Here is a 26,478-nt window from a genome sequence, read left to right as displayed (position 1 = left end):
CCGTGGCGCCGCGCGTGGTCGTCGTCGAGGCCGACGGCGGATCCCGGGGCAACCCCGGCCCGGCCGGCTACGGCGCGGTGGTCCGCGACGCGGACACCGGTGAGGTGCTGGCCGAGCGGGGCGAGTCGATCGGCGTCGCCACCAACAACGTCGCCGAGTACCGGGGGCTGATCGCCGGGCTGGAGGCCGCCGCCGAGCTGGGTGCCGCCGAGGTCGAGGCCAGGATGGACTCGAAGCTGGTGGTCGAGCAGATGTGCGGCCGCTGGCAGATCAAGCACCCCGGGCTGCGCCCGCTCGCCGCGCAGGCCGCCGGGCTGGTCAACCGCTTCGCCGCCGTGCGGTTCCACTGGATTCCCAGGGAACGCAACCGGCACGCCGACGCCCTCGCCAACGCCGCCATGGACGCTGCCGCCGGCAAGGCGCCGGCCCGGCCCGCCGTCGCGCCGCCGCGCGTCGTGGAGCCGCCGCGCGAGGTCGCCGGTCCCGACTCGCCGGCCCGCGCGAAAGCCCGGGAGGTGGCCGCCCGCGCCGCGTCGGCGACGAGCACCGGCACCGACCCGGCCACCGCGCCCGCCTCCTGGGAGCCGCGGCCGAGCTTCACCGCCACCCGGCTCGTCCTCGTCCGGCACGGCGAGACGGCCTTCACCGAACAGCGCCGCTACTCGGGCCGCGGCGACGTGCCGCTCTCCGAGCGCGGCCGGGCCCAGGTCCGGGCCACGGCCGCCCGGGTGGCCGAGCTGGCCCCGACCGTCGCGGCCGTGGTCAGCTCGCCCCTGTCCCGGTGTACGGCGACCGCCGAGGCGATCGCCGGGGCACTCGGCGGCGTGCCGGTGCGCCGCGAGGACGACCTGATCGAGTGCGACTTCGGGGCCTGGGAGGGGCGCACCTTCGCCGAGGTCCGCCAGGAGTGGCCGGGCGAGATGGACGCCTGGCTGGCCTCGACCCGGGTGGCCCCGCCGGGCGGCGAGTCGTTCGTCGACGTCGCCGAGCGCTGCCGCCGCGTGGTCGACGGGCTGTGCCGGGCGTACCCGGGGGAGACCGTGGTGGTGGTCTCGCACGTCTCGCCGATCAAGCTGGTGCTGCGCGACGCCCTCGCGGCCGGCGACGGCTTCCTGCACCGGCTCTTCCTGGACGCGGCCGGCATCTCGGTGCTCGACACGTGGCCGGACGGCGGGGTCGCCGTCCGTACGGTCAACGACACCGCGCACCTCGCCGGGATCTGACCCGGGCGGCCGGCCGTCCGGCCGCCCGGGGTCGCCGTTCGGCGCACGCCGTCCGCCGTTCGGCGCAGCAACCTCCTCCCGTAGAACGTGACCCGGGTCACAGGGTCGTAGCCTCCGGCCGTCATCTGTGTCGATCTACGACTCGCGGAGGTTTGTCGCAATGGCCGCACCCGAACCGGAGGCGCCGACCGCGGCGCGCTCCAGGGCGAAGGACCACAGCCCCTGGAACTGGTTGCTCTTCATCCCCATCGTGGTGCCCCTGATCCCGGTCTTCTTCAACGCCGACTCGCCCCGGTTCCTCGGCTTCCCGCGCTTCTACTGGCTCCAGCTCGTCTACATCCTGCTCGGCGTGGCCACCACCACGCTGGTGTACCAGATGACGAAGAAGCGGGCCGGCGCGCCGTCGGACGGGCCGGGCGACACGGCTGCGGGTGATCGCTGATGTGGCGCGACCACCTCACCGAGATCATCGTCTTCTCGGTGCTCTTCCTGCTGGTCAGCGGGATGGGATTCGTGGCGGCCCGGTGGCGGGCCCCGAAGGACATGGCCCACCTCGACGAGTGGGGGCTGGGCGGGCGCAACTTCGGCGGCTGGATCACCTGGTTCCTGGTCGGCGGTGACCTGTACACCGCGTACACCTTCGTGGCGGTGCCGGCGCTGATGTTCGGTGCCGGCGCGGCCGGCTTCTTCGCCGTCCCGTACACCATCGTCATCTACCCGCTGGTGTTCCTGGTGCTGTGCCGGCTCTGGTCGGTCTCGCACCGGCACGGCTTCGTCACCCCCGCGGACTTCGTCCGCAAGCGGTTCGACTCGCCGGTGCTGGCGCTGCTGATCGCGATCACCGGCATCGTGGCGACGATGCCGTACATCGCGCTGCAACTGGTCGGCATCGAGGCGGTGCTGAAGACCATGGGGGTGACCGGCGACAGCGCCCTGGCCCGGCACCTGCCGATCATCATCGCGTTCGCGATCCTGGCCGCGTACACCTACCAGTCGGGGCTGCGCGCGCCGGCGCTGATCGCGTTCGTCAAGGACACGCTGATCTACATCGTGATCCTGGTGGCGGTGCTCTACCTGCCGTACAAGCTGGGCGGCTGGGGCGAGATCTTCGACGCCGCCGACGCGAAGTTCGACGCGTCGCCGAACCCCAACGACGGGGTGCTGCTCAACGCCAACAACCAGCTCCAGTACGTCACGCTGGCGTTCGGCTCGGCGCTGGCGCTGTTCCTCTACCCGCACAGCATCACCGGCGTGCTGGCCAGCCGGAACCGCGACGTGATCAAGCGGAACATGTCGGCGCTGCCCGCGTACAGCCTGCTGCTCGGCCTGATCGCGCTGCTCGGCTTCATGGCCATCGCGGCCGGGGTGAAGCCGCTGCCCGGGTCGAAGGAGGGCACCGTGGACAGCAACACGGTGGTGCCGGTCCTGTTCGACCAGCAGTTCCCCGACTGGTTCGCCGGCGTCGCGTACGCGGCCATCGGCATCGGCGCGCTGGTGCCGGCGGCGATCATGTCGATCGCGGCGGCGAACCTGTTCACCCGCAACATCTACAAGGAGTACCTGAAGCGGGACGCCAGCCCCGCGCAGGAGGCGAACGTCTCCAAGATCACCTCGCTGGTGGTCAAGGTCGGCGCGGTGGCGTGCATCGTCTTCCTCGACCCGCAGTTCTCCATCGACCTCCAGCTCATCGGCGGCGTGATCATCCTCCAGACGCTGCCGGCGGTGGCCCTCGGCCTCTACACCCGCTGGTTCCACCGGGGGGCGCTGATCGGCGGCTGGATCGCGGGCATGGGACTCGGCATGTGGATGCTCTACCAGATCCCGAACGCCGCGACCGGCCGCAAGCACTTCGGCGGCTCGGCGTTCCCGCTGGCCGACTTCGGCTTCGACACCCCGAAGACGATCTACGTCGGGATCGTGGCGGTGCTGGTCAACCTCGCGGTCGCGGCGCTGCTCACGGTGGTGCTGCGGGCGGCGAAGGTGCGCGACGGCGGCGACGGCACCACGTCGGACGACTACTTCGCCGACGAGGGCGACCCGCGCGTCGTACCCGGCCCGAACCGGGACGCCGACGCCGCCCCGGAACCGGTCGCCTGAGCGTCTCCCGGACCGCGTCGCCCCCGGCCCCCTGCGGCCGGGGGCGACGCGGCGGGAGTGGACGCCCTTCGTACGCTGACGACCATGACGAGACGCGCGCTGGTGGCCGTCCTCGGCGGCTCCGCCGCGCTGCTGCTGGTGGTCGTCGGGTGTGTGGGGGCCGTGATCCGGGTCGTCAGCGACGACCCGGGCGACACCCCCGAGTGCCGGGAGTCCGTGCGCGCCGAGGAGGCGAAGGTGCGCACCAACCGGTGGGACCCGCCCCAGGAGCTGCCGGACCTCGGCGACTACCTGGAGATCCACTGGCAGGTCCATTCCCTCTCGGGCGAGCCGTGCGGCCGCGCGCCGGGTCCGGTGGACTGGGCCTACCAGGGCGTGGTCCGGCTGCGTCCGGAGGACGCGCGGACGCTGGCGCAGCGGTACGACTTCGTGCCGTACGCGCCCGCCGCCAAGGCTCCCCACTCCGGCAGCCCGGCGGACGCCTGGCCCGCTCTCGCGCCGTTCCTGCCGGCCGCGCCCCGCTGGCTGCACAGCCGGGCGTACGACGAGGCGACCCCGTCCACGCGGTGGCGGACCGCCTTCCTGGACGTCGAGCACCGGACGTTCTTCTTCACGCTCAACGACCACTAGGCCGTATTCCAGAGGCGGGCTACGCCGGCTCGACGGGCAGCCAGAGCTCGCGGGTCGCGGTGCTGAGGTCGTCCGTCGGCTCGGGCACCGCGACGATCTCCGGGCCCGGCCGCAGTTGCCACGGGTTGAAGGGAAACCACTCGGCTGCGGCCGCGGCCCAGATCTTCTGCAGGGTCTGCGGCTGCGGCCCCACGGCCCGGATGACCACCCAGCGGCCCGCCGGGACCTCGATGACCTCGAGATCGCCCCGGACCGGCGTGCCCGGGGACACGGCGACCCCGTGCAGGTAGGTCAGCTCGCTGCCTTCGTCGTAGTCCGCGTCGAGGTCATCGAAGACCGCGAGCAGGCCGCCCGGCTCAGTGTCGCCGAGTGCCTTCAAGCGCAGGTGCTCCTCTGCCGGCAGCGCGGCGATGTGCTGCTGGATGTGCGGGTTGATGCCTCGGTGGATCAGTGGAACCCGGACAGCGTGCCCCACGAGCCAAAACGCGGGATGGTCGACGATGCGGGTTTCCATGCGTTCGCTCCCTTCGGCAGTTGGGCGGAACCTCAAGCTGTAGTGCTGTGCGACAGTGCCTCCGTATCGTGACCGGCTCTGTTGCGGCACACCCGACAGAGGCGGAGCGGAAAGTGTCGGGTGATCGGGATCGGTGCCGCCACACGATGGGGGCATGGACGACACGACACTGGTATCCCGGTTCCTTCGCGACGGCTTCGTGAAGTTGGCGGGCGCCGTCGCACCGCGCGTGGCCGCGGACTGCGCGCGGCTGCTGTGGCGGGAGACGGGCTGCGACCCGGACGACCCAGCCACCTGGACGCAGCCCGTGCACTGGGTGCCCGGCATGGCGCAGGGGCCGTTCGCCGCCGCACCCAATTCACCGTTCCTCCATCACGCGTACGACCTGCTCGTCGGCGCGGGACGCTGGGAGCCGCGTTACTCGCTGGGCACGTTCCCGTTGCGCTTCCCGCACAAGGACGAGCCGAACGACGCGGGCTGGCACATCGAGGGCAGCTATCTGCCTGAGGGTGCGAGCTGGTACTTCACGAACGTTCGCTCCCGGGGCCGGGCGCTGCTGATGCTGTTCCTGTTCAGCGAGATCGGTGCGGAGGACGCCCCGACACGGATCCGGGTCGGCTCACACCTCGACGTGCCGAAGGTGCTGGAGAAGTACGGGGAGGACGGGGCGAGCGGGCTGGACCTCGCGCCCGAGCTGGTGGCGGCGTCCGACCACCGGCCACTCGCCCTGGCCACCGGGTCTCCTGGCGATGTATTCCTGTGCCATCCTTTCCTGGTGCACGCGGCGCAACCGCACCACGGGACGCGGCCGCGCTTCATGGCCCAGCCGCCGCTGGTGCCGGCCGCGCCGTTCGAACTGGAACGGGCCGACGGTGCGTACTCGCCCGTGGAGATCGCGATTCGCCGAGGACTCGGGCAGGACACCCCCGTTCCTGATGTACGGGGAAGGCGGGGACAACGGTGAGGGTGCGGGTGAGTGGCCGCAATGCACGATTCCAGCAGTGGGAGGCACTGCTCCGCAATCGAACCAAGCGGCAGCGTCGCGGCGAGTTCCTCGTGCAGGGCGTGCGCCCGATCACCATGGCCATCGAACACGGCTGGCAGGTTCGAGAGCTGCTCTACGACGCCGACGTCCAGCTCTCCGGCTGGGCACGCAAGGCCCTGGACACCGTCCGGGCCGAGAGGTTCGCCGTCTCCCGTGAACTGATGCACATGCTGGGCGGCAAGGCGGACACGGTTCCGGAGCTGCTGGCCGTGGTCGCGCTGCCGCAGGACGACCTGCGCCGCATCCCGGCCGGGCCGACCATGCTCACCGTCGTGTTCGACCGGCCCACCAGCCCTGGCAACATCGGGACGCTCATCCGGTCCGCAGACGCCTTCGGCGCGTCCGGCGTCATCGTCACCGGCCATGCCGCCGATGTGTACGACCCGAAGGCGGTGCGGGCGAGCACCGGCTCGCTGTTCGCGCTGCCCGTGGTCCGGGCGCCCTCACACCAGGCGGTGCTCTCCTGGGTCGCCGACGTGCGCGCCGACGGCGTCGACATCGGCATCGTGGGTGCCGATGAGCACGGCGCACTGGATGCCGCCGAGTACGACTTCACGCAACCCGCGCTGACCCTGATCGGCAACGAGACCACCGGTCTCAGCGTCGGCTGGCGTGAGGCCTGCGACCAGCTCGTCCGGGTCCCGATGTCCGGGGCCGCCAGCTCCCTGAACGCGGCGGTCGCCGCGACCGTCGTGCTCTACGAATCGGCACGCCAGCGCAGCGCTGCCGCCCGCCGGTAGCGCGCTGATCACACTGGTGGGCTGATCACCCTGGGCCGCGTTTCGAAGTGGGTGCGATGGCGGGCATGGCCTACAGCTCGCGGGCCAACCGTGAGTACCTGCGCCGCCGAGGGATCAAGGCGACCATCCCGATCAAGGCCGGTCAGGCGGCCCCCGCTTCACGCTCCACGACCACTAGCCGCTCGGGTGCCCCAGGCCGGCCACGTGTCGCCGAGGCTCAGCGCAGCGCGCGCCAGAGCAGGTAGAGCCCGATCGCCGTGCCGAAGACCACGATCAGCACCTTGAGCACCACCGGCGGCAGCCGGCGCACCAGCCGCGCGCCGGCGTACCCGCCGACCAGCGTCGCCGGCGCGACCACCGCGACGGCCGCCCAGTTCACCGGCCCGAACAGCGCGAACACCACGAGCGTGGTCAACCCGACCAGCGCGGAGAGCAGGTTCTTGATCGCGCTCACCCGGGCCAGCGTCGCGTCCAGCACCAGGGCCAGGCCCGCGACCAGCATCACCCCGAGCGCCGCGCCGAAGTAGCCGCCGTACACCGCGCCGACGGCGACCATGGCCTGCACGGTGACCGTACGGCGGCGCGGCGCCAGGTCGCGCGGATGCCCGACGAGCCGGCGCAGCGGATCCTGGAACGCCAGCACCGCCGTCGCCCCGAGCACCAGGAAGGGCACCACCAGCTCGAACGCCCGGGCCGGGGTGGCCAGCAGCAGCAGGGCGCCGGCGATCGTGCCGACGATCGTGGTGGGCACCAGCGTGGCCAGCATCCGCCGGGGCGGCAGGTCCTGCCGGCTGCCCGCCACGCTCGCCACGTACCCCGGAAAGACCGCGACCGAATTGCTCACGTTGGCCGGCACCGGCGGCAGGCCCACCGCGATCATCGCCGGGAAGGTGATGAGCGAGCCCCCGCCGGCCACCGCGTTGACCGTGCCCGCGGCGAGACCGGCGGCGAGCAGCAGCGCGGCGTCGGAGACATCCATGGTCACCAGAGGCTAGTACCCGGCCTCGGCAGGACGGGTGCCGGTCGTCCCGGGGCGGCAATGGACGCGGCCGTGGCGTCGTTAGGATGGGTGCGCGACGGACGAGTCGACCGGGCGGTCGCGTCGGCGGGCTCCGGCCCGCCGCCGAGGAACGTCCGGACTCCACAGGGCAGGGTGGTTGCTAACGGCAACCCGGGGCGACCCGCGGGACAGTGCCACAGAAAACAGACCGCCGACCCCATCGGGGACGGTAAGGGTGAAACGGTGGGGTAAGAGCCCACCAGCACCCCGGGTGACCGGGGTGGCTCGGTAAACCCCACCCGGAGCAAGGCCAAGCAAGGGCCGTCACCAGACATGATGACGACCCGGCGCAGACGCTTGAGGGCTGCCCGCCCGATGTCTGCGGGTAGGCCGCTCGAGCCTGCCGGCGACGGCAGGCCTAGATGGATGGCCGCCGCCGGCGCGAGCCCCTCGGGGCGCGCGCCGGTCACAGAATCCGGCGTACAGGTCGACTCGTCCGTCGCCCACCAGCTCAGAGCCTCGATCAAGGCTCTGAGCTGGTTCTATGTTCGGGCGTCGATGGTCGTCCTTGGTCAACTTTGGCCGACGTTTGACGCCCTGAGGGCGCCCTGACGCCCTGGAGACGCCCTGAGCGCCGGCTCAGTTGGCCTCGTCTCGGGTCGGACTGGCTGTGCCGTCGCGGGGCCTCTCCGGGCCGGCGCTCGGTGGTTCCGGAATCGGGGCCGGCGGCTGTGGAGCAGGGTCGGGCACGTCCTGGCGGTGGAGCTGGCGCCGCGACCCGGTGACTCGGTGGCAAGCCAGTCCCGGGGTTGGACTGGCGCGGCAGCCGGAAGCCCCGACGCACGACCAGGCCGACCCCGCTGGCTCCCGTAGCGGTCTTGGTGGTCCCATTCGTGCATGAGGTGGGACGAGTGCGTGCCGGAGCTGCTGGAGCACCTGGGGGAGATGGGTCTGGTAGGACTGGTCAAGATTGACGGGGAGCGGGAGCGTAAGCCCTGGACCGTGGTGATCTCGGGTCAGCGGCTTGACGGCGCGGCGATCAGGGTCGACAGCCATAGCCTCGACTACTGCCTGAAGCATGCGGTCGCCGCGCTTCACGAGCGCTTCCCGGACGAACTCGCGCTGAGCTGAGATCCGACCGTGGGGCGGTGTCCCGGCGGCTGTCGGTGGCTTACCGCCGGCCGGGCTTGCCGCCCCGCACCGCGCGGAGCGCGGTGCCTTGATCCAAAACAGAGGAAATCGGCAACAGACGTGGAGGACTCACACTCGCGATCCGACCGGTATGCGATGGTGCAGGTAGCAAAACCACATCGCGGTATGACAGTCCGAGCGCGACTGCGGCAGATGAACTTCCACTTTCCAGCTCGGGCCTCAATATAATATAGTAACCGGATGGCAGCGAACGGTGACGACTACAGCATAGAACCAGTCTCACTGGAGAACTTAAAGTCGCTAGGCTTCGATTCTCGGAATACAGCCCCGGAAACCCGCGCCAGATTCCGATACCAGGACGAGTGTGTCGCTGTGGCTGTGCTGAACCATCTTCCTAGCGATAGCCTGGCTGGAATCATCGTAGAATATTCGACTGATGTAATCCTAGTCCCGTCGCGTGGGGCTCCAGAGCTCGTATCGATTAAACACCGTGAACCTAACCAGTACGCTGAACCTTCTTGGTCTTGGTCTGCCCTAAAAAAGCAAGATGTTCTGCGGCACTTGCATCTCGCTTGGACTGCTTCAAGCAAGAGATGTAGCGTCGCGTTTTGGAGTAATGGCGGGTTTACGGGGGGAACGTATGCATTGTGGAAGACGTGTGCGCTGCAAGAGCCGCTAACATCGGAAGTGGTCAGGCAGATGTCCGCCCACCTTAAGGTGAACGTGGCTGAGGCTGAAGATTTTATTCGTGCCTTAACCATACCTCGACAGCCACTCCCTCGGCGGAAAGAAATCTCCGCAGTGGGGATTAGCAAGGTGCAACGACTTCTCCAGCGGCATGGCGACCCAACGGGAAACGAGGCGCAGGAATCGTATGAAGCCCTCGTTGCCTTGATAGCGGAAGCCAGTACCGACAGCCCTGTAGACGAGATTGGGCTCGGGGCCACCCTGCATGCCGCAGCCCGAGGCGAGGCTGATATACGTATGGGAAGCTCTTGGCTCTCCCGCGATCGGCTTATGCGGGCGTTGCTCGAGCCACTGAAGGACAGAAATCGGTTAGACCCGACAACAACTGCATACCCCTACTCTTGGGAACCCGACCCGGGATTCGTTGGCCGAGAGTCCTATCTTGACGAGGTGGCAGAGCTTCTTGATGTGGAAATCGAGGATCCTGTAGCTCCGGTAGTGATCCATGGCGTCCCCGGCTGCGGTAAAACCAGCTTTGCCCTCCAATTTGCGGCTCTCAGGAGCGACGTATTCAGTCCTGTTATTGTCAATGGAAGCACCAAGGCCTCGTTGCTGAGAGACTTGTGGGCAATCAATCCACAAGAAGATCTCCCTGGAGTGGCAGGTCTGTCAAGCTTGGGTACATCGGTTACACCATCCCTTCCCTATGGTCACCGAACAATTCTGATTGTTGATGGTGTAACTGACGCGGCTGTCATACGAGGCGTAATACCGCGACGAGCGGCATGCCGTGTACTGATCACCAGCACCGTCCCTTTCCTTGACTTAGGGTTTCGCCACATAGAGCTACCTACCTGGAGTCGGCGAGAAACGCTGCGCTTTCTTAAGGCCGGCATACCTGACGCGATGGACGCCGAACTCGACAGTGTCGCTACGGCACTCCACGATCACCCTCTTGCTGTTGTTCAGGCCACCAGCTATTGCCGGTCCACGAACACGTCCCCTTCCATATTCCTTGAGAGACTCGCGCACGAGCCCTTGCGAATACTCAACAAAGGGGCCGCTTCGGGGCATCCCGAAAGCGTTGTAAAAACCGTCCAGCTGAGCGTTTCGGCGCTGTCCGAGAGAGCGCCAGTTGCTGCTGACCTCCTAGGTGTCCTCTCGTACTATGGGTCTGATCCCGTTGATCTATCACTCTTTCAGTCGGACTGGCCCATCGCCTATCTACGCAGCCAGGCATCGTTCCCGCGGCGGCTCGATAAAATAAAATCGACTATCTTAAGAAAGCTGCGGGCCGATCTCGTTCGAGGCGTGTCTAGGAGGGGTTGGGAGATATTTCAGAACCTTCACAAAGATTCTCTGCGGCAAGACTCGATCGACGCCCTCGTTGAAACATCGTTGGTTCAACGTCGTGGGAATGGGCTGGTGTTGCACCCGATTATCGCCATGATTGTGCGTAACATGAATTCCGACCCCGTGTCCTTGCTTGAGGTTGGGATAGGGCTAGTCAGTACTAATCTACCGTCTACTTCCGAAGATGATCCGCAATGCGACCCCTATGTTGGTCACATTGCAGCGCTGACAGTTCATGGACTGTCTGCTGGCTGCGATGGCTTAGCCATCGTTAAGGCTTGCTCATTCCTCTCGCGTCGCCTTCCGTTGCTTGGCGGTGCTGCCGGGCCCCATAGTGCAGTGATGTTCGCCGCTCAAGGGCTCGAGCTGGTTTCGGCCGGAGTCGATCGTGGTCGCATGCCGCTGATGGCGCTTGTGGTGCAGCGGCAGTCTGCTTCTCATGCATACTTCTGGTCTGGCGAGATTGACCAAGCAATAGATTTACTGAGTGCGAACCTGGAGACAGGACGCGATCTGCGACATGGCGAGACGATGGCGAACGCTGTCTGTGATCTTGGGGTCATCGCGGCGGAAACAGGTCGACGTGATCTTGCAGCGACCATTCTTTCCGACCTGCCACCCGAAGGGATTTTCGAGGGAGAGCCAGCGGCCCGCGTGGAGCTTGTCCGGATTGAGCTATTGCGGATGCTTGGCAGAGGTGTCGATGCCACTGAGCGCCTGAACAGATTCCTCGCAGATCTTCCGACCGGGCTCTCGCTAAATCTTCGCGCCGACTCTTACAGGCTTGCTTCGCTCCTGGCGAAGGACGTGAACGATATGGAAAGGTCGTATCTCTTTGATAAGAAGTATCATGAAGTCCAAATGCGTCGAAGTGGAACTCGGTCCGACATCCCGTTGGTTTATTCGTACCTTTCGCTCGCGGATGGAGCAATCGATATCGAAGATTTGAAGGAGGCAGCCAGCCAACTCAAGGAGGCGGAACGGCTGATTGACGCAGATTTTGGGCAGAATCCGGAGGTGCGATACGAGTACAATCTCAAACTAGGGCGCCTACGCTTCCATCAGCGTAGATATAAAGAGACAGTGCAACTGCTTGGGCCAACGATTGAAGCGCTTGAGAAGCTTCCGCGAGCAAAGCTCTCGCTGCCGGCTGCTTTGCTGCACTACGGACAGGCGTGTTTCGCTTTGCGTCAATCGAAGCTAGCTTTGGCGGCTATCCGTAAAGCATACGAAATAGATCTGTCGGTTTTCGGTCCCGATCATCCCGAAACGGTGAAGGACTTTGAGGTTCTTCATGCGCTTGAAGTATTCCTTAGAAAAAGGAAGTCGTGACCGTGTGGCGGTGAGCTGCTAGGTTCGAATGCGTGGATGTGTTGCTCTTTCCTCTGCGGACGCTTGCGCTGGCAGGATTTCTGTCGTTGGCAGTAGGCGTGATCTACCTTGCATTCCAGGTTGTTGTTTATTTCATCCTTAGAACTCAGATTGAGGCGGCCTACCGCCTTTGGCTTCTGTCTTTGGATGCGTTCCGTGCCCTAGTGACTTTACCTATGCTTTCCGCCGTCATGGCCATCTTGGCCGGCGTTGGAGTGAATCTCGTTACGGGAGGCGGAACGCGCGATGACTTCTTATCCGGATTGCAATTGATTTTTTTAGGCGTATCTGCGCTCTTGATCTTTGGTTTTACGCTAGCGGCTAGCTATCGCCCGCAGTCAAGCGCGCGAGCGCTGGCTCGACGAATTATGAAGATATCCGCTGGCCTTGAGGATCCTTTCGTGTCGCTTGAGAGCGCTCAGCGCTTGACGGCAGAACTGCGTCGGCACGCTAGTGTAGGTGAAAGGCTGATAGATGTAGCCCGCTTGATGAGATTTCGCAAGTGGGCCCTTGTTTATATGGGTGACAAGGAACTTCGACGGATGCTCGCAGTGGCATTCGCTGCACCTCTTGCAACAGCGGTTGTCATTTTCTGCGGTTTATCTCGTGAGGTGGTGCCCATTTTTGTGCACGGGTTTGTATTGGTTGGATTATTTTGCGGCGCCTTGGCTCCCGTTCTTCATTTTCTTAATGAGCGGAAGAGGCAAGAGGTATTTGGCGGTTTCCTTGTGCGAGAGTGTCGAGCGGTCCTGCTCAAGCTAAAGATTTTGGAGAAGAGGCGAAATCTTTCGCTCACCGAATCGCCCGGGTCCGGTGTTAGGGCCGACCGCAAAGGTTCATATGCTGGTGTTCGCGGTAGGCGTAGAGGACTGAGTCGAAGACAGTGAAGTGCAGGGCGCCGCACGCTTTGGCTTACTGGCGCCTTCGCATGCCGATTTTGGGGTATCGTTGCTGCGGGGCGGGTAGATGTGCCAGCCGCACTCCCTTTTTCAGAACGAATAGCTCTCGACGTGCCACGGCTTCCCCTATTGGGTTGAGCTGGTAGCCGTCAAGCCACATCCATCCGTCATAGGTGTGGAGTTCCGCCCGGATTTTAATGAGGCGGAAGAAGATCGGTCGTACGAACTGGGGACTTGCCGCACGGGTCAGGTGCAGGACATCACCGGGTTTCACGTCGGCTCTTCCTGTCGCGCCAAGCGCGTAGGGTTTCGCCGGCCGCCGACAGGCGTGGGCATCCGTCGTCGGAGCACTGCCGGCAGGTGGCGCGGTTATGGAAGTCGACGACGTTGCCGGCCATCAGGACGAGGAACGGGGGCTCTGGTCGCTGCTGCGGGATCGACATGGCCTACCTCTGGTTGAGGCACGTCGCGGTGTTCCTGGAGCGCCAGAGTCCTGCCTTGGTCATCAGGGGTGGCTCTGGTGCGGGGACGGCGGCGCGACCAGTCCATCTCTGCGGCTCCCGGCCGTACCTCGATGGGGCTGGCTCGCCGGCTACGTAGTCGACAGGTTGGTCGGGGCGTTGGAACCACTTGGACCTAGTCATGCGTAAAGGGTAAGCGACCAGTGGCAGCGCTATCTAGGTGTCTATCAACTTGACTCACGCCTAGTCGGCGTGTGCCTAGCGTCAGCGTCATGGGCAGGAAGCTGCGGTTGGTGGGTTCGGGGGAGATCCGGACCATGCTCGGTGGCGTCTCGCGCCAGCGCGTCTACCAGATCACCAACCGGCGCGACTTCCCGGAGCCCGTGGCCACGCTCCAAATGGGCAACGTCTGGCTTGCCGAAGACGTTGAGGCGTGGATCGCTGCCAAGCGCGGGGACCTGGACTAGCCCAGGGCGGCTGCACCGCGTCCTCGGGCCTGAGGTGAGCTGACGACACGAGAAACGCCCCGGTGATGATCTTCCGGGGCGCTCGTGTGCGGTGTGGTGGTGCTACAGCTCGTCGACGGCGAAGGCGGTCACCAGTTCGGCCATGCTGTCGATGACGACATCAGCGGCGGCGAACCGTTCGCGCTTGCCGGGCTTGTTGGCGTATCCGATGGCGGCGACTCCGGCGGCGTGGGCGGCCTCGATGTCGCTGACCGAGTCACCGACCAGGACGCATTCCGCCGGCTCCGCGCCCAGCTCCCGTACGGCTGCGAGCACCGGGAACGGGTCCGGCTTCATCCGCTCGGGCGCTGCCTCGGGGCGGCCGATGACCGGGTGCACGTACGAGGTGAGCCGGCGGGCGCTCAGGTAGGCGTGGACGGAAGCGGCCGAGTTGTTCGACACCACGGCGATCCGGCGGCCGGTCTGGTGGGCGGCGACGATGACTTCCCGGCCGTACGGGGTCGGCTCGGCGGTGCGGGCCGCGGTGACTTCCTCGCGGGTCATGGCCTCGTCGACCAGGCGGACTACGGCAGGGCGGCCAAGGGTGGCGGTGAAGCGGAGCACGGCGAGCGGGTCGCGTTCGGCCAGGATCTCGGGCGGCAGGGTGACGGCCTGGTCGACGAGCAGCCGGCGCAACTCATGGGCGACGGTCGACGCGGAGTGTTGGGCGAAGATGCTGCACACGGGGCCGTCGAAGTCGAGCAGGATCACGCGGGCGCGGTCGATCACGTTGGCCAGGTCGGGGGCGGTCACGAGGCGTACTCGCGGGCGATGGTGCCCCACATGCTGTCGAACCAGGCGCGGGCCTGCTCGACGTAGAGGGCGTCATTGCTGCTGTCCTCGTCGCTGGGCGTGAACGGGAAGAGGATCGCGTCCTTGCCCATCGCGTCGTAGATCGCCATCGGCTTGCCCTCGACGGAGACGGTGTGCTCGACGACCGGGTAGAAGCCGAAGAAGGCTTCCTGCTCGTTGATGATGAAGAGCTTGAACAGCGGGGCGGCCCTGTGGACGCGTACCTCGGTGGTGGCGGTCTTGACCAATCCGAGGTCGGCAAGTTCCTGGACGGCGTCGGTGAGGGCATGGATCGACCGGTCGGTGATGCGGCGGGCGCGGGCGCGGATGCCGGGGTCGTCGGCCTGGTCCTCGGCGCGGCAGGGAATCGCCATTGGTGAGGTCATGTCGGAGATCAGGACGCGTACCCGGATCGACTCCGGGGTGAGGCGCCCGATGCGGACCTTGTCCAAGGTCTCCTGGATCGCGTTGTACATCGTCTCTCCGGAGAAGCCGGCGAAGTCGATCGTGACGTTCGTGGCCTCGAAGGCTCGTTCGATGTGCGGCCGGAGTCCGACCGGGCGTTCCGTGTTGGCGCGGACGAAGGTGCCGCTGCCCTGACGGGTGACGATCAGCCGCTCATCTTGCAGCTTGCGAAGGGCAGCCTTGATCGTCTCGCGGGCGACGCTGAACCGTTCGACGAGGTCGTGTTGCGACGGCAGCTTCTCGCAAGAGGCTTGTCGTGTCCCGGCTGATGCTTTACACCTGCGTCCCAGCCGATGCTTGACATGATCGACGTTCCTCGCCGCTATGGCAGCCAGTCCGCCGTCTCGCGGTGGCGTCCGAGGCCGACCGCCTCGAACTCATCGCGGTACCTGTGGCGCTCGACACCAAGGCGCGCCAGCAGCTGAGAGATAGGGCTTCCTTGGGGAGCGAACGGTTCACCCTCGCCCACAAACAGCGGTCCGAACACCAACTCGCCAGCAACCCAGAGGGCCGCGCGCTGGCTGCCCACGCCCCCGAAGAAGTCCGCCTCGACATAGCCGACCGGTCCCACTGAGGACCAGGACGACAGCTCACGGTCGAAGCCGCCCGGCAGCTTCCAGAATCCGAGTACCCGCTCCGTCGTGCCGTCCGTGACGGCGTCGAACAGTTCGTCGGTCATTGGCAGCAGCGCGAGGTCATGCGCCAGCGGCACGGGCACAGCAGCCGGCCACTGGCTTGCAGCGGCGTGGAGAGCGCCGACGGAGCCGATGAGGGCATCAAGCGTGTAGCCCAACGGACAGCCTCCTCCTTCTTTCCGTTGGCGAGGAACCCACGCCGCCAACCTAGTGCCTCGTCATGCAGCTTTGAACGCGTAATCCTGGCGGCGGATCTTGGAGTTGATCGCGAACCCGGACGCGTACCTCGATGGTGGTGGTCTTGACCAATCCGAGGTCGGCAAGTTCCTGGACGGCGTCGAGGTGTGCACGCTGCCGGCCGCTCGTGATCCTGTGGCAGTCGCCGGTGTGCTTGGTGATGTACTTCGTGACGTACCTGATGGTGCGTTCTGCGTCCTCGGTGCCGGGCATGACGCCGCGCGCCGACCCGGGCCACCGGGATGCACGCGCTGCGTCACTTCTACGCCTCGGCGTTGCTCGACGCGGGGGGAGAGCATCAACGCGGATGTCGCTTTCCGCGCGTGAACCAAGGGCACGTATCAGTGCCGGGGCGGCCGGCGCGATCGGTCGCGAAATTCGCTGTCCGGTCGTCGGAGCACAGTGGTAGAAAGCCGGGTGCATAAAGTTCTCACGTTCCCTGATCATCTGCGGCTGATCAACGAACGGTCGACCGCCTTCCGCGCCGCGGTCGCCGCGGCGCCCCGCCTCGACATGCAGGTTCCGACCCATCCCGAGCGGACGTTGTTCGATCTTGTGCAACACGTGGGCATGGCTCGCCGCAAATCGGCCGCCATCGTCGCCGCAGGGCCGGCAGACGCGCCCCCGGAGAAGTCGGCTTGGGACGACGGCATGGGTGCGCCTCGGGAGCGCGAGGCACTGCTGGCCTGGTGGACCGAGTCCATCGAGCACCTGACGAGCGCGCTGCGTGAGGCCGGCCCGGATCGCAGTTGTTGGACGTGGTGGGATGACTCGCCGTCACCGCAAACCTCAGGTGCCTGGGCGCGGCGACAGGTCCCCGAGATCGCGGTGTACACCTACGACGCCCAGCTCACCCTGGGTGCCCCGCAGCCGCTACCAGACGAGGTCGCCCTCGACGGTTTCGACGACTGCCAGTTCACGGTCTGCGCAACCACGGTTGCCTGGCCACACGACCCCGCCATCGTCGATTACCACGCCACCGAGGGCCACTCCTGGCGCCTTCGGCTCTCCCGCGACGGGGCACAGGTCGCCCGCTTCACGCCCGCTGCCGGCGAGGATCCCAAAAAGGCCCACGTCTCCGCCCGGGGCACGGCAAGCGACCTGGTCCTGTTCTTCTACGGCCGCATACCGCTGGAGTCGCTGGAGTTCGAAGGCGACCGCCGTATCTTCGATCAACTCGCCGCCTGGGACCCGTCCGTGTGACAACCGACGACATGCGATCTTCGCACCTGCGACGCCTGACGGCCTGGCGACGGCCTACAGTGGCTGTTGCCAGGCTCCGCCCCAGGTCAACGCGGGTGCGATGATCGCAATCCGGCGTACAAATCGACTCGTCCGTCGCCCACCAGCTCCCAGCCCTGATCAAGGCTCTGAGCTGGTTCTATGTCTGGATGTCGATGGTCGTTCTTGGTCAACTTTGGCCGGCGTTTGACGCCCTGCGGACGCCCTGACGCCCTGGAGACGCCCTGAGTGCTGGGTCAGTTGGTCTTGCCTCGGTACGGCGCGCTCTGCCGTCGTGAGGGCCTTTTCCGGTCCGGCGCTTGGGGACCTGGCTCGATGGCCGGCTGCTGTGGGGGAGGCCCCGCAACGTCCTGGCGGCGGAGCTGGTGCCGCGACCCGGTGACCCGGTGGCAAACCAGTCCCGGGGTTGGACTGGCGCGGCAGCCGGAAGCCCTGACGATACGAGCGTGCAGTGCCGGTCACGGATCAGCTCGGTCAGACGGGTCAGGCTGCGCGTGGACAGTGAGACGCCGGCAAGATAGGTCAGCAACGAGGCTTCCGTACTGGCCGGTTGTTCTTGGTCGACTGCTGTCCTACCGGAGCCTCGTTCCATCTGGAGCAGCGACACACCGTCGCGTGTCCTGATCAGGCGCCCTTCATCACGATGAGTTGTTCGCCCTTATTCTGAGGCATGCTCGAAGCCGGTAGCCGCACCCGTAGCCAGCCACCCCCACCGGCCATCGTCTTCGAGGCGCTCACCGAGCCTGACCGCGACCCGGCGCGCCCCTGGCTGCGGCTGCTCGACGACGAGCAAACTCCGCAGATCCTGCACGCGGAGCATCCGCGCCTGGTCATGTGGTCGTCACTATGGCCCAGGCGCCCCGATGCTCAGGTGCGTTTCGACCTGGTGCCCGACGGTGCACAAGGCACGCAGTTGCGCTGGACGCTGTTGGTCGCCGAGCCCTTGCCCGACCCGTCACTGCTGGGACACCTACGCAAGCGGCTCAACGAACTGATCAACGCGAACCTGCGCTCCACTTTCGGCCAGTAGGCAGGCCACGATTGGTGGGCACCAGCCAACGATCGGCGCACCACGATAAAACTGCTCCCTCGTCTCTGCGCATAGGACGCGGGTCAGGTACGCGCGTGAGATGCGGTCATTCTGGACAGAACCACGAGCAGCGCTAAGAATGGCACCGGTGCAATGGCACGCGGCAGATAGCCGCGACCTGGTTGAGGCGTTCGCTGGCGCCACGGCGATGTTGATGGACGTCCTCGCCTCCGGGAGATGCTTGACGCTCGCGTCCCACCTGATGCCCGACATGTTCCTCAAGGCGCTCGCGGAGGCCTTCGCGGCGGGCGACGCAAGGATCGCGCGGCGAGGGACAATGCGTCGATGGAGGATCACCGACGCTGCCGTGTCTCCGTCAGCGACGACGAGTTGGAGCTTGCCGGTCCGCCGGCTGCGCTCCGCGCCCTCAGCCGGCTGCTTCGCCAACATGCCGAGCCCATTGAGGTGGCGGTCACCGACGGGGTCGTCAGTCAGAAGGCGACCGCAGGCCCGCTGCTTGTCGGTCTGCAAGGCGGAACCACGCTGCACTTCTCCGGCGGGCGTGAGTATCTCGACATCATCTGGGACATGCTGGACGGGGTGGCTGAGCAGGCCGAGACTGCCGATGATCGGACAGTCCGTCGGCATCAGCACATTGAGTACCTCCCTGGCGACGACTACCGGTCGCCGGACCTGGTCCCATTGGTCATCGTGGCTGACTGGCCAGAATCGTAGGTGCACGATCGCCGGGCGGTGGCAGTCCGTCAACTGATCTGCCACACCCTCGGCGCGCTGGTTGCAGCAGATCCGGATGTCTGACCGAGGTGCAGGCTCTCAGCGGGCGGCTGGCCTCGGAGCATGTGGTCACGTCTGGGGATGGCCGGTGATGCCCTCCAGGACGGTGATCAGGTTGTGGTGGAAGGTCTCCTCGGCGTTGAGGTGGGCGCCGTCGATGACGAGCCGGGCGATGGTGGGGTAGCGGCCTGTTTCGAGCATGCGTGTCAGGTAGGGCCCGAGGGCGGCCTGCCAGGCGGGCACGTCGGTGCCGGTGGAACGGGCGGTGCGTCGCTCGGTGACCTCGCTGCGGAGCGCCCCGATGATGAACGCGTTGAGGGCGCCCATGGCCCGCTGGAGGTCGTCGATGCCGCGTACGCCAGGGGCCTGGCTGAGCGCCGCCGCGGTCGATTCGCCCACGGCAAGCGCATGAGGTCCCAGGTGCGGCCTTGCGCCGAGCAGGTCGGCGAACCACTCATGCTCAAGAGCGGCGTCGCGGGTCCGGTGGACGACGGCCAGTAGCGTGGCGCGCCACTCGGAGTGCTGACCGGCCTCGGCGATCTGGGCGTACACGGCGTCGACCATCAGGTCGAGCAGTTCGGATCTGTTGGACACGTAGTCGTAGAGCCGCATCGGACCGACGCCGAGCTCTTTGGCGATCTTGCGAACCGACAGGCCGTCGAGGCCGTGTGCGTCGGCGAGCCCGATAGCCGTGGCGGCGATCTTCGCGCGGCTCAGCGGCACCGGCGCTGCTCGCGGCTGAGGCTCGGGCCGTTCCCAGACGGGCAACGGCGCGCTACCGTACGGCGTATCCATAAGATACAGCGTACGCTAACGGAGGTGATGATGCGGATCGCGATTGCCGGCGGTGGCCTCGGCGGCCTGACACTGGCGCGAATCCTGCACCGGCACGGCATCGACGCGGTGGTGTACGAACGCGAGGCGAGCCGATCCGCGCGATCGCAGGGCGGATCGCTCGACCTGCACCCGGAGTCCGGGCAGCGGGCCCTGGCCCAGGCGGGCCTCGCCGGCCGGTTCCGGTCCGAGGCGCGGCCGGAGGGCGAGGAACATCGCATCCTCGACCCGGCCGGACGCACCCTCGTGCACCACACGCCGCAACCCGGCTCATTCTCCGGACGCCCCGAGATCGACCGCGCCGCACTGCGGGATCTTCTGCTCGATTCGCTCCCCGGCGACACGGTGGCCTGGCAGCACCGGCTCGTCGCGGCGACGCCGCGACCCGACGGAGGCTTCGGACTGACGTTCGACGGTGGTCACCGCGCCGACTGCGACGTCCTCATCGGCGCGGACGGCGCGCGCTCGGTCGTCCGGCCGCTGCTCACCGACGCGAAACTGTCCTACGTGGCCACCCTGGTCGAGCTGAGCATCAGCGACGCCGACCGGCGCCACCCGGATCTCGCCGAGCTGGTCGGCCCCGGGAACCTGTGGTGCATCGGCGTGAACCAGATCCTTGCCGCGCAACGCCTCGGCGACGGCGGCATCCGGGTCGGCATCTCCCTCCGCGCGGACGATCGGCACCTGGACACCTACCGCAGCAAGCGCGCTCTGCTGGACATGTTCGACGGCTGGGACTCGAATCTCACCGCACTCGTCGAAGCCGGCGACAGCGCGCCGACGCCTCGAAGGATCGAGACGCTGCCCATCGGTACACGTTGGGCACACCAGTCGGGCGTCACCCTCATCGGTGACGCCGCGCACCTCATGCCACCGGTCGGCGAGGGTGCCAATCAGGCCATGCTCGACGCCGCCGAACTCGCCGGCGAACTCGCCGCCAACCCCGCCGACCCGGACTCGGCGATCCAGGCGTACGAGGAGGCAATGTTCACCAGAATCCACCCGATCGCCGAAATGTCCGCACGGGTCCAGGCAATGATGCTGTCCCCCACCGCTGCCGACGACATCATCCGCTTCTTCACACCACGGCCCACCGAGCCGGCACCCGCGGATTGACAACGCGCAACGCAGTCGGCCACGCGCCGCGATGCGCGAGCGGTCCCAGGCCCTGGTGCCCGATGCCATGGGGGTGCTGAAAGACCATCAGGCCTTCTTCCGGAGGGGCCGGTGCGGGGTGTGGCCCGGTGCGGCAGACCGTCGCCCACCAGCTCAGAGCCGCACATCTTCCACGATGTTCGGCCGCCGAACCCCGATTGGTCGGGCGCAATAGGATCCGGCGATGACCGATGAGCCGTTGGAGTCCGGCCCGCTGCCCGCCGGTCGGGAGCCGATGCGGCGGCCGTCCAGCATCGTCATCAGCATGGTGCTGCTCGCGCTCTGGTGGGCGTACACCATCGTCGTGGCCGTCACGCTGCTCGGCGCGGTCGGCGGCGCGGGAAACTGGCTCGCCCTGGCCTGTTGCACGGCGGCGGCCGCAGCCGTGCTCCGGGGGCTCTGGCACGGCGGCCCGACGGCGTGGCGGGTGGTGCACGGGTTCGCCGCGCCGGTCGCCGTCGCGTTCCTGGTGGGGGCCGGCATCATGCTGCTCTTCGGGCCGCGCCTCGGGTCGCTGATCACGCCCCCGGTCGACCTGGCCTTCGTCGCGGCGACGGCGGGCGGGCTGCTGGCGGTGCTGGCGCTGTTGGTCAGCGGGCTCCTGGTCCGTACCGCGCCGGCCCGCGCCTGGTGCGGCCGCCGCTGACTCCTCACCCGCGCAGTGCCTCCTCACGGCGGTCGGTTCGCCCCGCGGCGACGCCACCTGAGCGGCCGGTTCGGCCGTGCCGGCATCGGCCGGGCGCCGGCTGGCCGGCCGATGCGAAGCATGCGCAACTCGGTGCAGCGGGCCGGGGCGCCGGTGGGAGCGTTAGTGCCACCGTACGACGGGTAGTCGGCGAGCGCTCCTGACAAGTGGCGGGGAGGTCGTATGACGGCGACCAGTGCCTTCTTCGAGCAGTTGGCGGATGTCGGTCACGATCCACGGTTGTGCAAGGTCCGTGGCACCGTCCGGTTCGACATCCGGGAGGGGGACCGGGTGGAGCGGTGGCTGCTGGACATCGACCATGGAAGCCTGAAGGTGACGCAGAGCGACGCCCCGGCGGAAACGGTCATCACGGTCACCGCCGACGTCGCGGAGGCGATGTCGCGGGGTGAGATGAACGGCCTGGCCGGGATCACCCGGGGCGAGATCATGGTCGACGGGAACCTCGCGTTGGCGATGCGGGTCGGGCGGCTGTTCCCGGTGCCCCCCGCCTCACGGCAGCAGGCCGTCTCCGGTCGCGGGGAGTGACCCGGTGAAGGACATCCCGGGCACCGTGTCGTGCATCGACGGCAGCACCTTCATCGTCTCGGATTCCAGCGGTGACGTGGAGTCGTCACCCGCGACCCCGGTCGGCCTGTTCGCCGCCGACTCGCGTTTCCTGTCCCGATGGGTGCTCACCGTCAACGGCGAGCGGCTGACCGCGCTGTCGGTGGACGACAGCCAGTACTACGAGGCGGCGTTCTTCGTGGTGCCGGGCGGGCAGACCGACTACGTGGAGGCCGACGTGTCGGCGATCCGGCGGCGGCGGATCGGACCGGACCTGACCGAGTCGCTGACGCTGTTCAACTACGGCGAGAAGGAGATGGACCTCGACGTACGACTGGAGGTGGCGGCCGACTTCGCCGACATCTTCGACATCAAGTTCGACGTCCGCCAGAAGGCCGGCAGCCACTACCTCCACGTCGGTCCGGACGAGTTGCGGCTGGGCTACCGGCGCGGCACGTTCCAGCGTGAGGTGTCCGTCTCGGCCAGTGAGCCCGCCGACTTCGACCGGGACGGGCTCCGCTTCACGCTGCGGCTGCCGCCCGGCGCCCGGTGGTCGACGGAGCTGCGGGTCGTCATGCGGGCGCTGCGTCCGGACGGTGTCGACCTCCGTGCCTCGGTGCGGGCGCTGCGCCCGGACGCCGCCACCCTGCCGACGAGCGTGCGGGAGTGGCTCGCGGAGGCCCCGAAGCTGGACACCGACAGCAGCGCACTGCAACAGGTGTACCACCGCAGCCTGGTGGACCTGGCGGCGCTGCGCTTCGCCCCGCTCTCGCTCGGCGGCGCGGCCGTACCGGCGGCGGGACTGCCCTGGTTCATGACCCTGTTCGGCCGGGACAGCCTGCTGACCTGCCTGCAGACCCTGCCCTTCACCCCGTCGCTGACCCCGCCGACGCTGCGGATCCTCGCCTCGTTGCAGGGCGCCCGGACCGACAACGTGCTGGAAGAGGACCCCGGTCGGATCCTGCACGAGCTGCGCTACGGCGAGTCGGCCGCGTTCGAGGAGCAGCCGCACTCGCCGTACTACGGCACCGTGGACGCCTCGCCGCTGTTCGTGGTGCTGCTCGACGAGTACGAACGGTGGAGCGGCGACGCGGCGCTGGTGATGGAGCTGGAACAGGAGGCCCGGGCGGCCCTGGCGTGGATCGACCAGTACGCCGACCTGACGTCCACCGGCTACCTCTGGTACGAGCGACGCAACCGGGTCACCGGGCTGGAGAACCAGTGCTGGAAGGACTCCTGGGACAGCATCTCCTACGCCGACGGCAGGCTGCCGGGCTTTCCCAGGGCCACCTGTGAGGCCCAGGGCTACGCCTACGACGCCAAGATCCGGGCGGCGCGGCTGGCCCGTACGTTCTGGAACGACCCGGCCTACGCGGACCGGCTGGAAAGCGAGGCGGCGGCGCTGTACGAGCGCTTCAACCGGGACTTCTGGCTCGACGACCGGGGTTACTACGCGCTCGCCCTCGACCGCGACGGCACTCCCGTCGACAGCCTCTCCTCCAACATCGGGCACCTGCTGTGGAGCGGGATCGTGCCGCCGGAGCGTGCCGGGCGGGTCGCCGAGCACCTGATGGGGCCGGCGCTCTACTCCGGCTGGGGAGTGCGGACCCTCGCCGAGGGGCAGGGCCGCTACAACCCGCTCGGATACCACCGCGGCACCGTCTGGCCCTTCGACAACTCGTTCATCGCCTGGGGTCTGCGCCGCTACGGATTCGCCGACGAGGCGGGACGCATCGCCGAGGGCGTCATCGACGCCGCCACCTACTTCCAGGGCCGGCTTCCCGAAGCCTTCGGCGGATTCGACCGCCACACCACGCGGTACCCGGTCCGGTACCCCACCGCCGGCAGCCCGCAGGCGTGGTCCAGCGGAGCGTCCCTGCTGCTCATCCGGATCATGCTCGGTATCGAACCGCACGAGGACCACCTCGCCGTGAACCCGGCGCTGCCGCCCGGCCTCGACCGGCTCGCACTGCTGGACATCCCGGGCCGCTGGGGCAGGGCGGACGCGTTCGCCCGGCACCGCTTCGACCAGCCACGAACCAACGGCGGCGGGGCCGATCCGGGTCTTTCCTGAGCCATAATGCCCATGCCGCGACCGGGGCGACCGATCCGGGCACAGCATGTCGGGTGCGCCAACATCCCGCGCGCCTAGCGTTGCTGTTCGGAACGGGAAGGAGAACCGGGTGCTGGAGCGGCTCAACCAGGCCATGGAGCACATCGAGCGGCACCTCGACCAACAGATCGAGGTGGCCGAGCTGGCGCGGATCGCGGTGACGTCGGAGTACCACTTCCGTCGGATCTTCTCCGCGCTGGCGGGCGTCGGCCTGTCCGAGTACATCCGGCGGCGGCGGCTCACGGTCGCGGGCGCGGAGGTGCTCGCGGGGGAGCGGACGCTGCTCGACGTCGCGGTCCGCTACGGCTACGGCTCCACCGAGGCGTTCGCCCGGGCGTTCCACGCCGTGCACGGCGTGGGCCCCGGCGAGGCCCGGCGTACGGGGGCGGCGTTGCACTCCCAGCCCCGGATGTCCTTCCGACTCGTCGTCGAAGGGAGCAGCAGCATGCGATACCGGATCGTGCACAAGGACGGGTTCCAGCTGGTGGGCCGCAAGGCCCGGGTGCCGCTGGTGCACGAGGGGATGAATCCGTCGATCGTCGCCTTCGTCAAGGGCATCCCGCCGGAGACGGTACGCCGGATCGAGGCCCTGTCCGACCAGGAGCCGCAGGGCGTCGTCAACGTCAGCGCCGACGTGGCCGACAGCCGCGCGGAGGGCACCGAGCTGGACTACTGGTACGGCGTGGTGACGGGCGCGGACGCGCCGGAGGACCTGGACGCGCTGCCCGTGCCGGCGGGCGCCTGGGCGGTCTTCGAGACCTCCGGGGAGTTTCCGCAGGCGGTGCAGTACCTGTGGCGGGACGTGTTCACCCAGTGGTTCCCGTCCAACCCGTACCGCAGCCGGCCGGGACCGGAGATCTCCCGGACCCGGCTGTCGGCGGACGGCACGCAGGCGGACGCCGAACTCTGGATCCCGGTGGAGCCCGTCACCGGCTGATCTCGTCCAGCACACCCTGTTGGAAGGCGCGGGCCTCGGGACCGCTCGGCGGCGGCCCGCCGGCCCGCGCCGCGATCGACCGTTCGATCAGGTCGGCGGCCCCACCGCCGACCGGGTCGGCAGCCGCGCCGTCGTCGGTCGGGTCGGCCCGCCGACCGTCGGCGGCCAGCCGGCGGCCGGCGTCGACCTTCGACAGCCAGACGCCGTGGCGGACCCTGACCAGGGAGCGGCAGGCGCCGAGCACCGCGTCCTCGGCCCCCGGGGCGGGACCGTCGCCGGGCGGGGTCGGCAGGGCCAGCCACCAGCGCAGCGCGTCGGTCAGCAGGCGGCGCAGGTCGGCGGGGGAGAGGTCGGCGAAGGCCTCGGCGGCTGGCGGCCCGAGCAGGGCGTGCCCGCACTGGTGCAGGATGCTGCGGTCCAGGCCGTACCAGAACAGGCCGTCCTCGGCGGGGCGGTCGGCGGCGGCCCACGTCGCCCGGAACGGCATCCGCGCCCCGGTGTTCAGCTCGACTTCGAACCCGGGCTCCGGCGTGCCGGAGCGGGCGACCGCCCGGCGGTACACGACCAGCTCCAGCCCGCGCGCGGGGCACGGCAGCGCCTCGTGCCGCAGCCGCGCCACCAGCTCCTGCCGGCGCCCGAGGTCGAGGGCGTCGGCGCAGACCAGCGCGACGTCGACGTCGCTGCGCCCCGGCTGGTACGCGCCCAATCCGACCGAGCCGGCCGCGTACGCCCCGACGAGGTCGTCGCCGAGCACGTCGCGGGCGGCGGCGACCAGGTCGGCGAGGTAGCGGCGCAGGGGCGGGTCGAGGTCAGTCACCGGACTCGGTCCAGGCCGTCCCGGCGGGCAGGAACCACGCGCCCGCCTCGGTGCCGAGGGCGTGCGCGACGGTCAGCCGGGCGTGCCGGTCGAGCGCGGGCAGCCGGTCCGGCGGGAACCACTCCACGGCCACCGACTCGTCGTCGTTGACCCGGGCCGTGCCGGCGACCAGCCGGCAGTGGAAGCCGAGGTTGAAGAACTCGCAGCGGTCGCCGTTGGGGTAGGTGTGCGGGTGCGACACGACGCTGCTCAGGCGGACCGGCTCGACCTCCAGGCCCGTCTCCTCCCGCACCTCGCGGACCACCGCCGTGGCCGGCTGCTCGCCCGGCTCGACGATGCCGCTGACCACCGACCAGCGCCCGTCGTCGGCGCGCCTGCCGAGCAGCAGCTCGCCGGCGTCGTTGCGCACCACCGCGCTCACGCTCGGCAGCAGGAGCAGGTCGTGGCCGACGCGTTCGCGCAGCCGCAGGATGTGGTCCGGAACGCCCATCCGGCGACC

General features: G+C 68.0%; 27 protein-coding genes and 1 other RNA gene. 19 read left to right on the top strand and 9 right to left on the bottom strand.

Features of this window, described 5'->3' with window-relative positions:
- Positions 1–2 precede the first annotated feature (2 nt).
- From OG989_RS30530 to OG989_RS30515, 4 genes are all read left to right on the top strand, one after another.
- Positions 3–1,223: a bifunctional RNase H/acid phosphatase gene (locus OG989_RS30530; RefSeq protein ID WP_151456235.1), complete on the top strand. Its 1,221-nt coding sequence runs from the start codon at positions 3–5 to the stop codon at positions 1,221–1,223.
- Between the two features lie 160 nt (positions 1,224–1,383).
- A complete protein-coding gene (locus tag OG989_RS30525) occupies positions 1,384–1,665 on the top strand; it encodes a DUF3311 domain-containing protein (RefSeq protein ID WP_151456234.1) in 282 nt (93 codons plus the stop codon).
- Positions 1,665–3,320 (top strand): monocarboxylate uptake permease MctP, encoded by a 1,656-nt coding sequence (mctP, locus tag OG989_RS30520; protein ID WP_327029220.1) that lies wholly within the window; start codon positions 1,665–1,667, stop codon positions 3,318–3,320. The genes OG989_RS30525 and mctP overlap by 1 nt, the downstream gene beginning before the upstream one ends.
- Positions 3,321–3,404: 84 nt before the next feature.
- Entirely contained in the window at positions 3,405–3,950 is a 546-nt protein-coding gene (locus tag OG989_RS30515; RefSeq protein ID WP_327029219.1) for a hypothetical protein, read from the top strand.
- A 19-nt stretch (positions 3,951–3,969) separates the two neighbouring features.
- Here the strand turns inward: OG989_RS30515 and OG989_RS30510 are convergent, their stop codons facing one another.
- Positions 3,970–4,464 (bottom strand): GyrI-like domain-containing protein, encoded by a 495-nt coding sequence (locus tag OG989_RS30510; protein ID WP_225852378.1) that lies wholly within the window; start codon positions 4,462–4,464, stop codon positions 3,970–3,972.
- Between the two features lie 154 nt (positions 4,465–4,618).
- Between OG989_RS30510 and OG989_RS30505 the strand changes: the two genes are divergently transcribed.
- Entirely contained in the window at positions 4,619–5,428 is an 810-nt protein-coding gene (locus tag OG989_RS30505; RefSeq protein ID WP_151456231.1) for a phytanoyl-CoA dioxygenase family protein, read from the top strand.
- 2 nt (positions 5,429–5,430) lie between these two features.
- Positions 5,431–6,249 carry a TrmH family RNA methyltransferase gene (locus tag OG989_RS30500; protein WP_225852377.1) on the top strand — a complete coding sequence of 273 codons (819 nt, stop codon included), beginning with the start codon at positions 5,431–5,433 and terminating at the stop codon, positions 6,247–6,249.
- Positions 6,250–6,466: 217 nt separating this feature from the next.
- Here the strand turns inward: OG989_RS30500 and OG989_RS30490 are convergent, their stop codons facing one another.
- A complete protein-coding gene (locus tag OG989_RS30490; protein WP_327029218.1) occupies positions 6,467–7,228 on the bottom strand; it encodes a sulfite exporter TauE/SafE family protein in 762 nt (253 codons plus the stop codon).
- 102 nt (positions 7,229–7,330) lie between these two features.
- On the opposite strand from OG989_RS30490, the gene rnpB reads away from it, so the two are divergent.
- The 4 genes from rnpB (at position 7,331) to OG989_RS30470 (ending at position 12,699) form a co-directional block, all read left to right on the top strand.
- An RNA gene (rnpB, locus tag OG989_RS30485) (RNase P RNA component class A) lies at positions 7,331–7,748 on the top strand.
- Positions 7,749–8,164: 416 nt separating this feature from the next.
- Positions 8,165–8,380: a hypothetical protein gene (locus tag OG989_RS30480; RefSeq protein ID WP_327029217.1), complete on the top strand. Its 216-nt coding sequence runs from the start codon at positions 8,165–8,167 to the stop codon at positions 8,378–8,380.
- A gap of 1,158 nt (positions 8,381–9,538) precedes the next feature.
- On the top strand, positions 9,539–11,773 hold the full coding sequence (locus OG989_RS30475; protein ID WP_327029216.1) for a tetratricopeptide repeat protein: 2,235 nt from the start codon (positions 9,539–9,541) through the stop codon (positions 11,771–11,773).
- A 32-nt stretch (positions 11,774–11,805) separates the two neighbouring features.
- A complete protein-coding gene (locus OG989_RS30470) occupies positions 11,806–12,699 on the top strand; it encodes a hypothetical protein (protein WP_327029215.1) in 894 nt (297 codons plus the stop codon).
- Positions 12,700–12,724: 25 nt separating this feature from the next.
- On the opposite strand, the gene OG989_RS32000 is transcribed toward OG989_RS30470, so the two are convergent.
- Positions 12,725–12,985 (bottom strand): hypothetical protein, encoded by a 261-nt coding sequence (locus OG989_RS32000; protein ID WP_442791895.1) that lies wholly within the window; start codon positions 12,983–12,985, stop codon positions 12,725–12,727.
- Positions 12,986–13,444: 459 nt separating this feature from the next.
- On the opposite strand from OG989_RS32000, the gene OG989_RS30465 reads away from it, so the two are divergent.
- Positions 13,445–13,639, top strand: coding sequence for a helix-turn-helix transcriptional regulator (locus tag OG989_RS30465; protein ID WP_244164556.1), 195 nt, complete (start codon positions 13,445–13,447; stop codon positions 13,637–13,639).
- A gap of 102 nt (positions 13,640–13,741) precedes the next feature.
- Here OG989_RS30465 and OG989_RS30460 read toward each other — a convergent pair whose 3' ends face one another.
- From OG989_RS30460 to OG989_RS30450, 3 genes are read right to left on the bottom strand one after another with little or no spacing between them, the layout of a single operon-like run.
- Complete coding sequence (locus OG989_RS30460) at positions 13,742–14,431, bottom strand: HAD family hydrolase (RefSeq protein WP_327029214.1); 690 nt, start codon at positions 14,429–14,431, stop codon at positions 13,742–13,744.
- Positions 14,428–15,225 carry a winged helix-turn-helix domain-containing protein gene (locus OG989_RS30455; protein WP_327031270.1) on the bottom strand — a complete coding sequence of 266 codons (798 nt, stop codon included), beginning with the start codon at positions 15,223–15,225 and terminating at the stop codon, positions 14,428–14,430. The genes OG989_RS30460 and OG989_RS30455 overlap by 4 nt, the downstream gene beginning before the upstream one ends.
- 32 nt (positions 15,226–15,257) lie before the next feature.
- Positions 15,258–15,728 (bottom strand): hypothetical protein, encoded by a 471-nt coding sequence (locus OG989_RS30450; protein WP_151454047.1) that lies wholly within the window; start codon positions 15,726–15,728, stop codon positions 15,258–15,260.
- 496 nt (positions 15,729–16,224) lie between these two features.
- On the opposite strand from OG989_RS30450, the gene OG989_RS30445 reads away from it, so the two are divergent.
- From OG989_RS30445 to OG989_RS30435, 3 genes are all read left to right on the top strand, one after another.
- Entirely contained in the window at positions 16,225–17,010 is a 786-nt protein-coding gene (locus OG989_RS30445) for a maleylpyruvate isomerase N-terminal domain-containing protein (RefSeq protein WP_327029213.1), read from the top strand.
- 709 nt (positions 17,011–17,719) lie between these two features.
- Positions 17,720–18,079: a hypothetical protein gene (locus tag OG989_RS30440; RefSeq protein ID WP_327029212.1), complete on the top strand. Its 360-nt coding sequence runs from the start codon at positions 17,720–17,722 to the stop codon at positions 18,077–18,079.
- Positions 18,080–18,424: 345 nt separating this feature from the next.
- Positions 18,425–18,814: an Imm32 family immunity protein gene (locus OG989_RS30435; RefSeq protein WP_327029211.1), complete on the top strand. Its 390-nt coding sequence runs from the start codon at positions 18,425–18,427 to the stop codon at positions 18,812–18,814.
- A 129-nt stretch (positions 18,815–18,943) separates the two neighbouring features.
- On the opposite strand, the gene OG989_RS30430 is transcribed toward OG989_RS30435, so the two are convergent.
- On the bottom strand, positions 18,944–19,597 hold the full coding sequence (locus tag OG989_RS30430) for a TetR/AcrR family transcriptional regulator (RefSeq protein ID WP_327029210.1): 654 nt from the start codon (positions 19,595–19,597) through the stop codon (positions 18,944–18,946).
- Positions 19,598–19,696: 99 nt separating this feature from the next.
- Between OG989_RS30430 and OG989_RS30425 the strand changes: the two genes are divergently transcribed.
- From OG989_RS30425 to OG989_RS30405, 5 genes are all read left to right on the top strand, one after another.
- On the top strand, positions 19,697–20,824 hold the full coding sequence (locus tag OG989_RS30425; RefSeq protein WP_327031269.1) for an FAD-dependent oxidoreductase: 1,128 nt from the start codon (positions 19,697–19,699) through the stop codon (positions 20,822–20,824).
- A gap of 223 nt (positions 20,825–21,047) precedes the next feature.
- The gene (locus OG989_RS30420) at positions 21,048–21,509 is read left to right on the top strand and encodes a hypothetical protein (protein WP_151454040.1); all 462 of its coding nucleotides are present in this window, start codon (positions 21,048–21,050) and stop codon (positions 21,507–21,509) included.
- A 222-nt stretch (positions 21,510–21,731) separates the two neighbouring features.
- The gene (locus OG989_RS30415; protein ID WP_151454039.1) at positions 21,732–22,094 is read left to right on the top strand and encodes an SCP2 sterol-binding domain-containing protein; all 363 of its coding nucleotides are present in this window, start codon (positions 21,732–21,734) and stop codon (positions 22,092–22,094) included.
- Positions 22,095–22,107: 13 nt separating this feature from the next.
- Positions 22,108–24,186 carry an amylo-alpha-1,6-glucosidase gene (locus OG989_RS30410; protein WP_151454054.1) on the top strand — a complete coding sequence of 693 codons (2,079 nt, stop codon included), beginning with the start codon at positions 22,108–22,110 and terminating at the stop codon, positions 24,184–24,186.
- Between the two features lie 109 nt (positions 24,187–24,295).
- The gene (locus OG989_RS30405) at positions 24,296–25,162 is read left to right on the top strand and encodes an AraC family transcriptional regulator (RefSeq protein WP_151454038.1); all 867 of its coding nucleotides are present in this window, start codon (positions 24,296–24,298) and stop codon (positions 25,160–25,162) included.
- Here the strand turns inward: OG989_RS30405 and OG989_RS30400 are convergent.
- Positions 25,152–25,979 (bottom strand): nucleotidyltransferase domain-containing protein, encoded by an 828-nt coding sequence (locus tag OG989_RS30400; RefSeq protein WP_327029209.1) that lies wholly within the window; start codon positions 25,977–25,979, stop codon positions 25,152–25,154. The genes OG989_RS30405 and OG989_RS30400 overlap by 11 nt on opposite strands.
- The gene (locus OG989_RS30395) at positions 25,972–26,469 is read right to left on the bottom strand and encodes an NUDIX hydrolase (protein ID WP_151454035.1); all 498 of its coding nucleotides are present in this window, start codon (positions 26,467–26,469) and stop codon (positions 25,972–25,974) included. Before OG989_RS30395 ends, OG989_RS30400 begins: the two co-directional genes overlap by 8 nt.
- Between the last annotated feature and the right edge of the window lie 9 nt (positions 26,470–26,478).

The organism is Micromonospora sp. NBC_01740 (assembly GCF_035920365.1).
In the GTDB taxonomy this organism is placed as follows: Bacteria; Actinomycetota; Actinomycetes; order Mycobacteriales; family Micromonosporaceae; genus Micromonospora; species Micromonospora reichwaldensis.
This window is presented reverse-complemented; position numbering and strand designations above follow the sequence as displayed.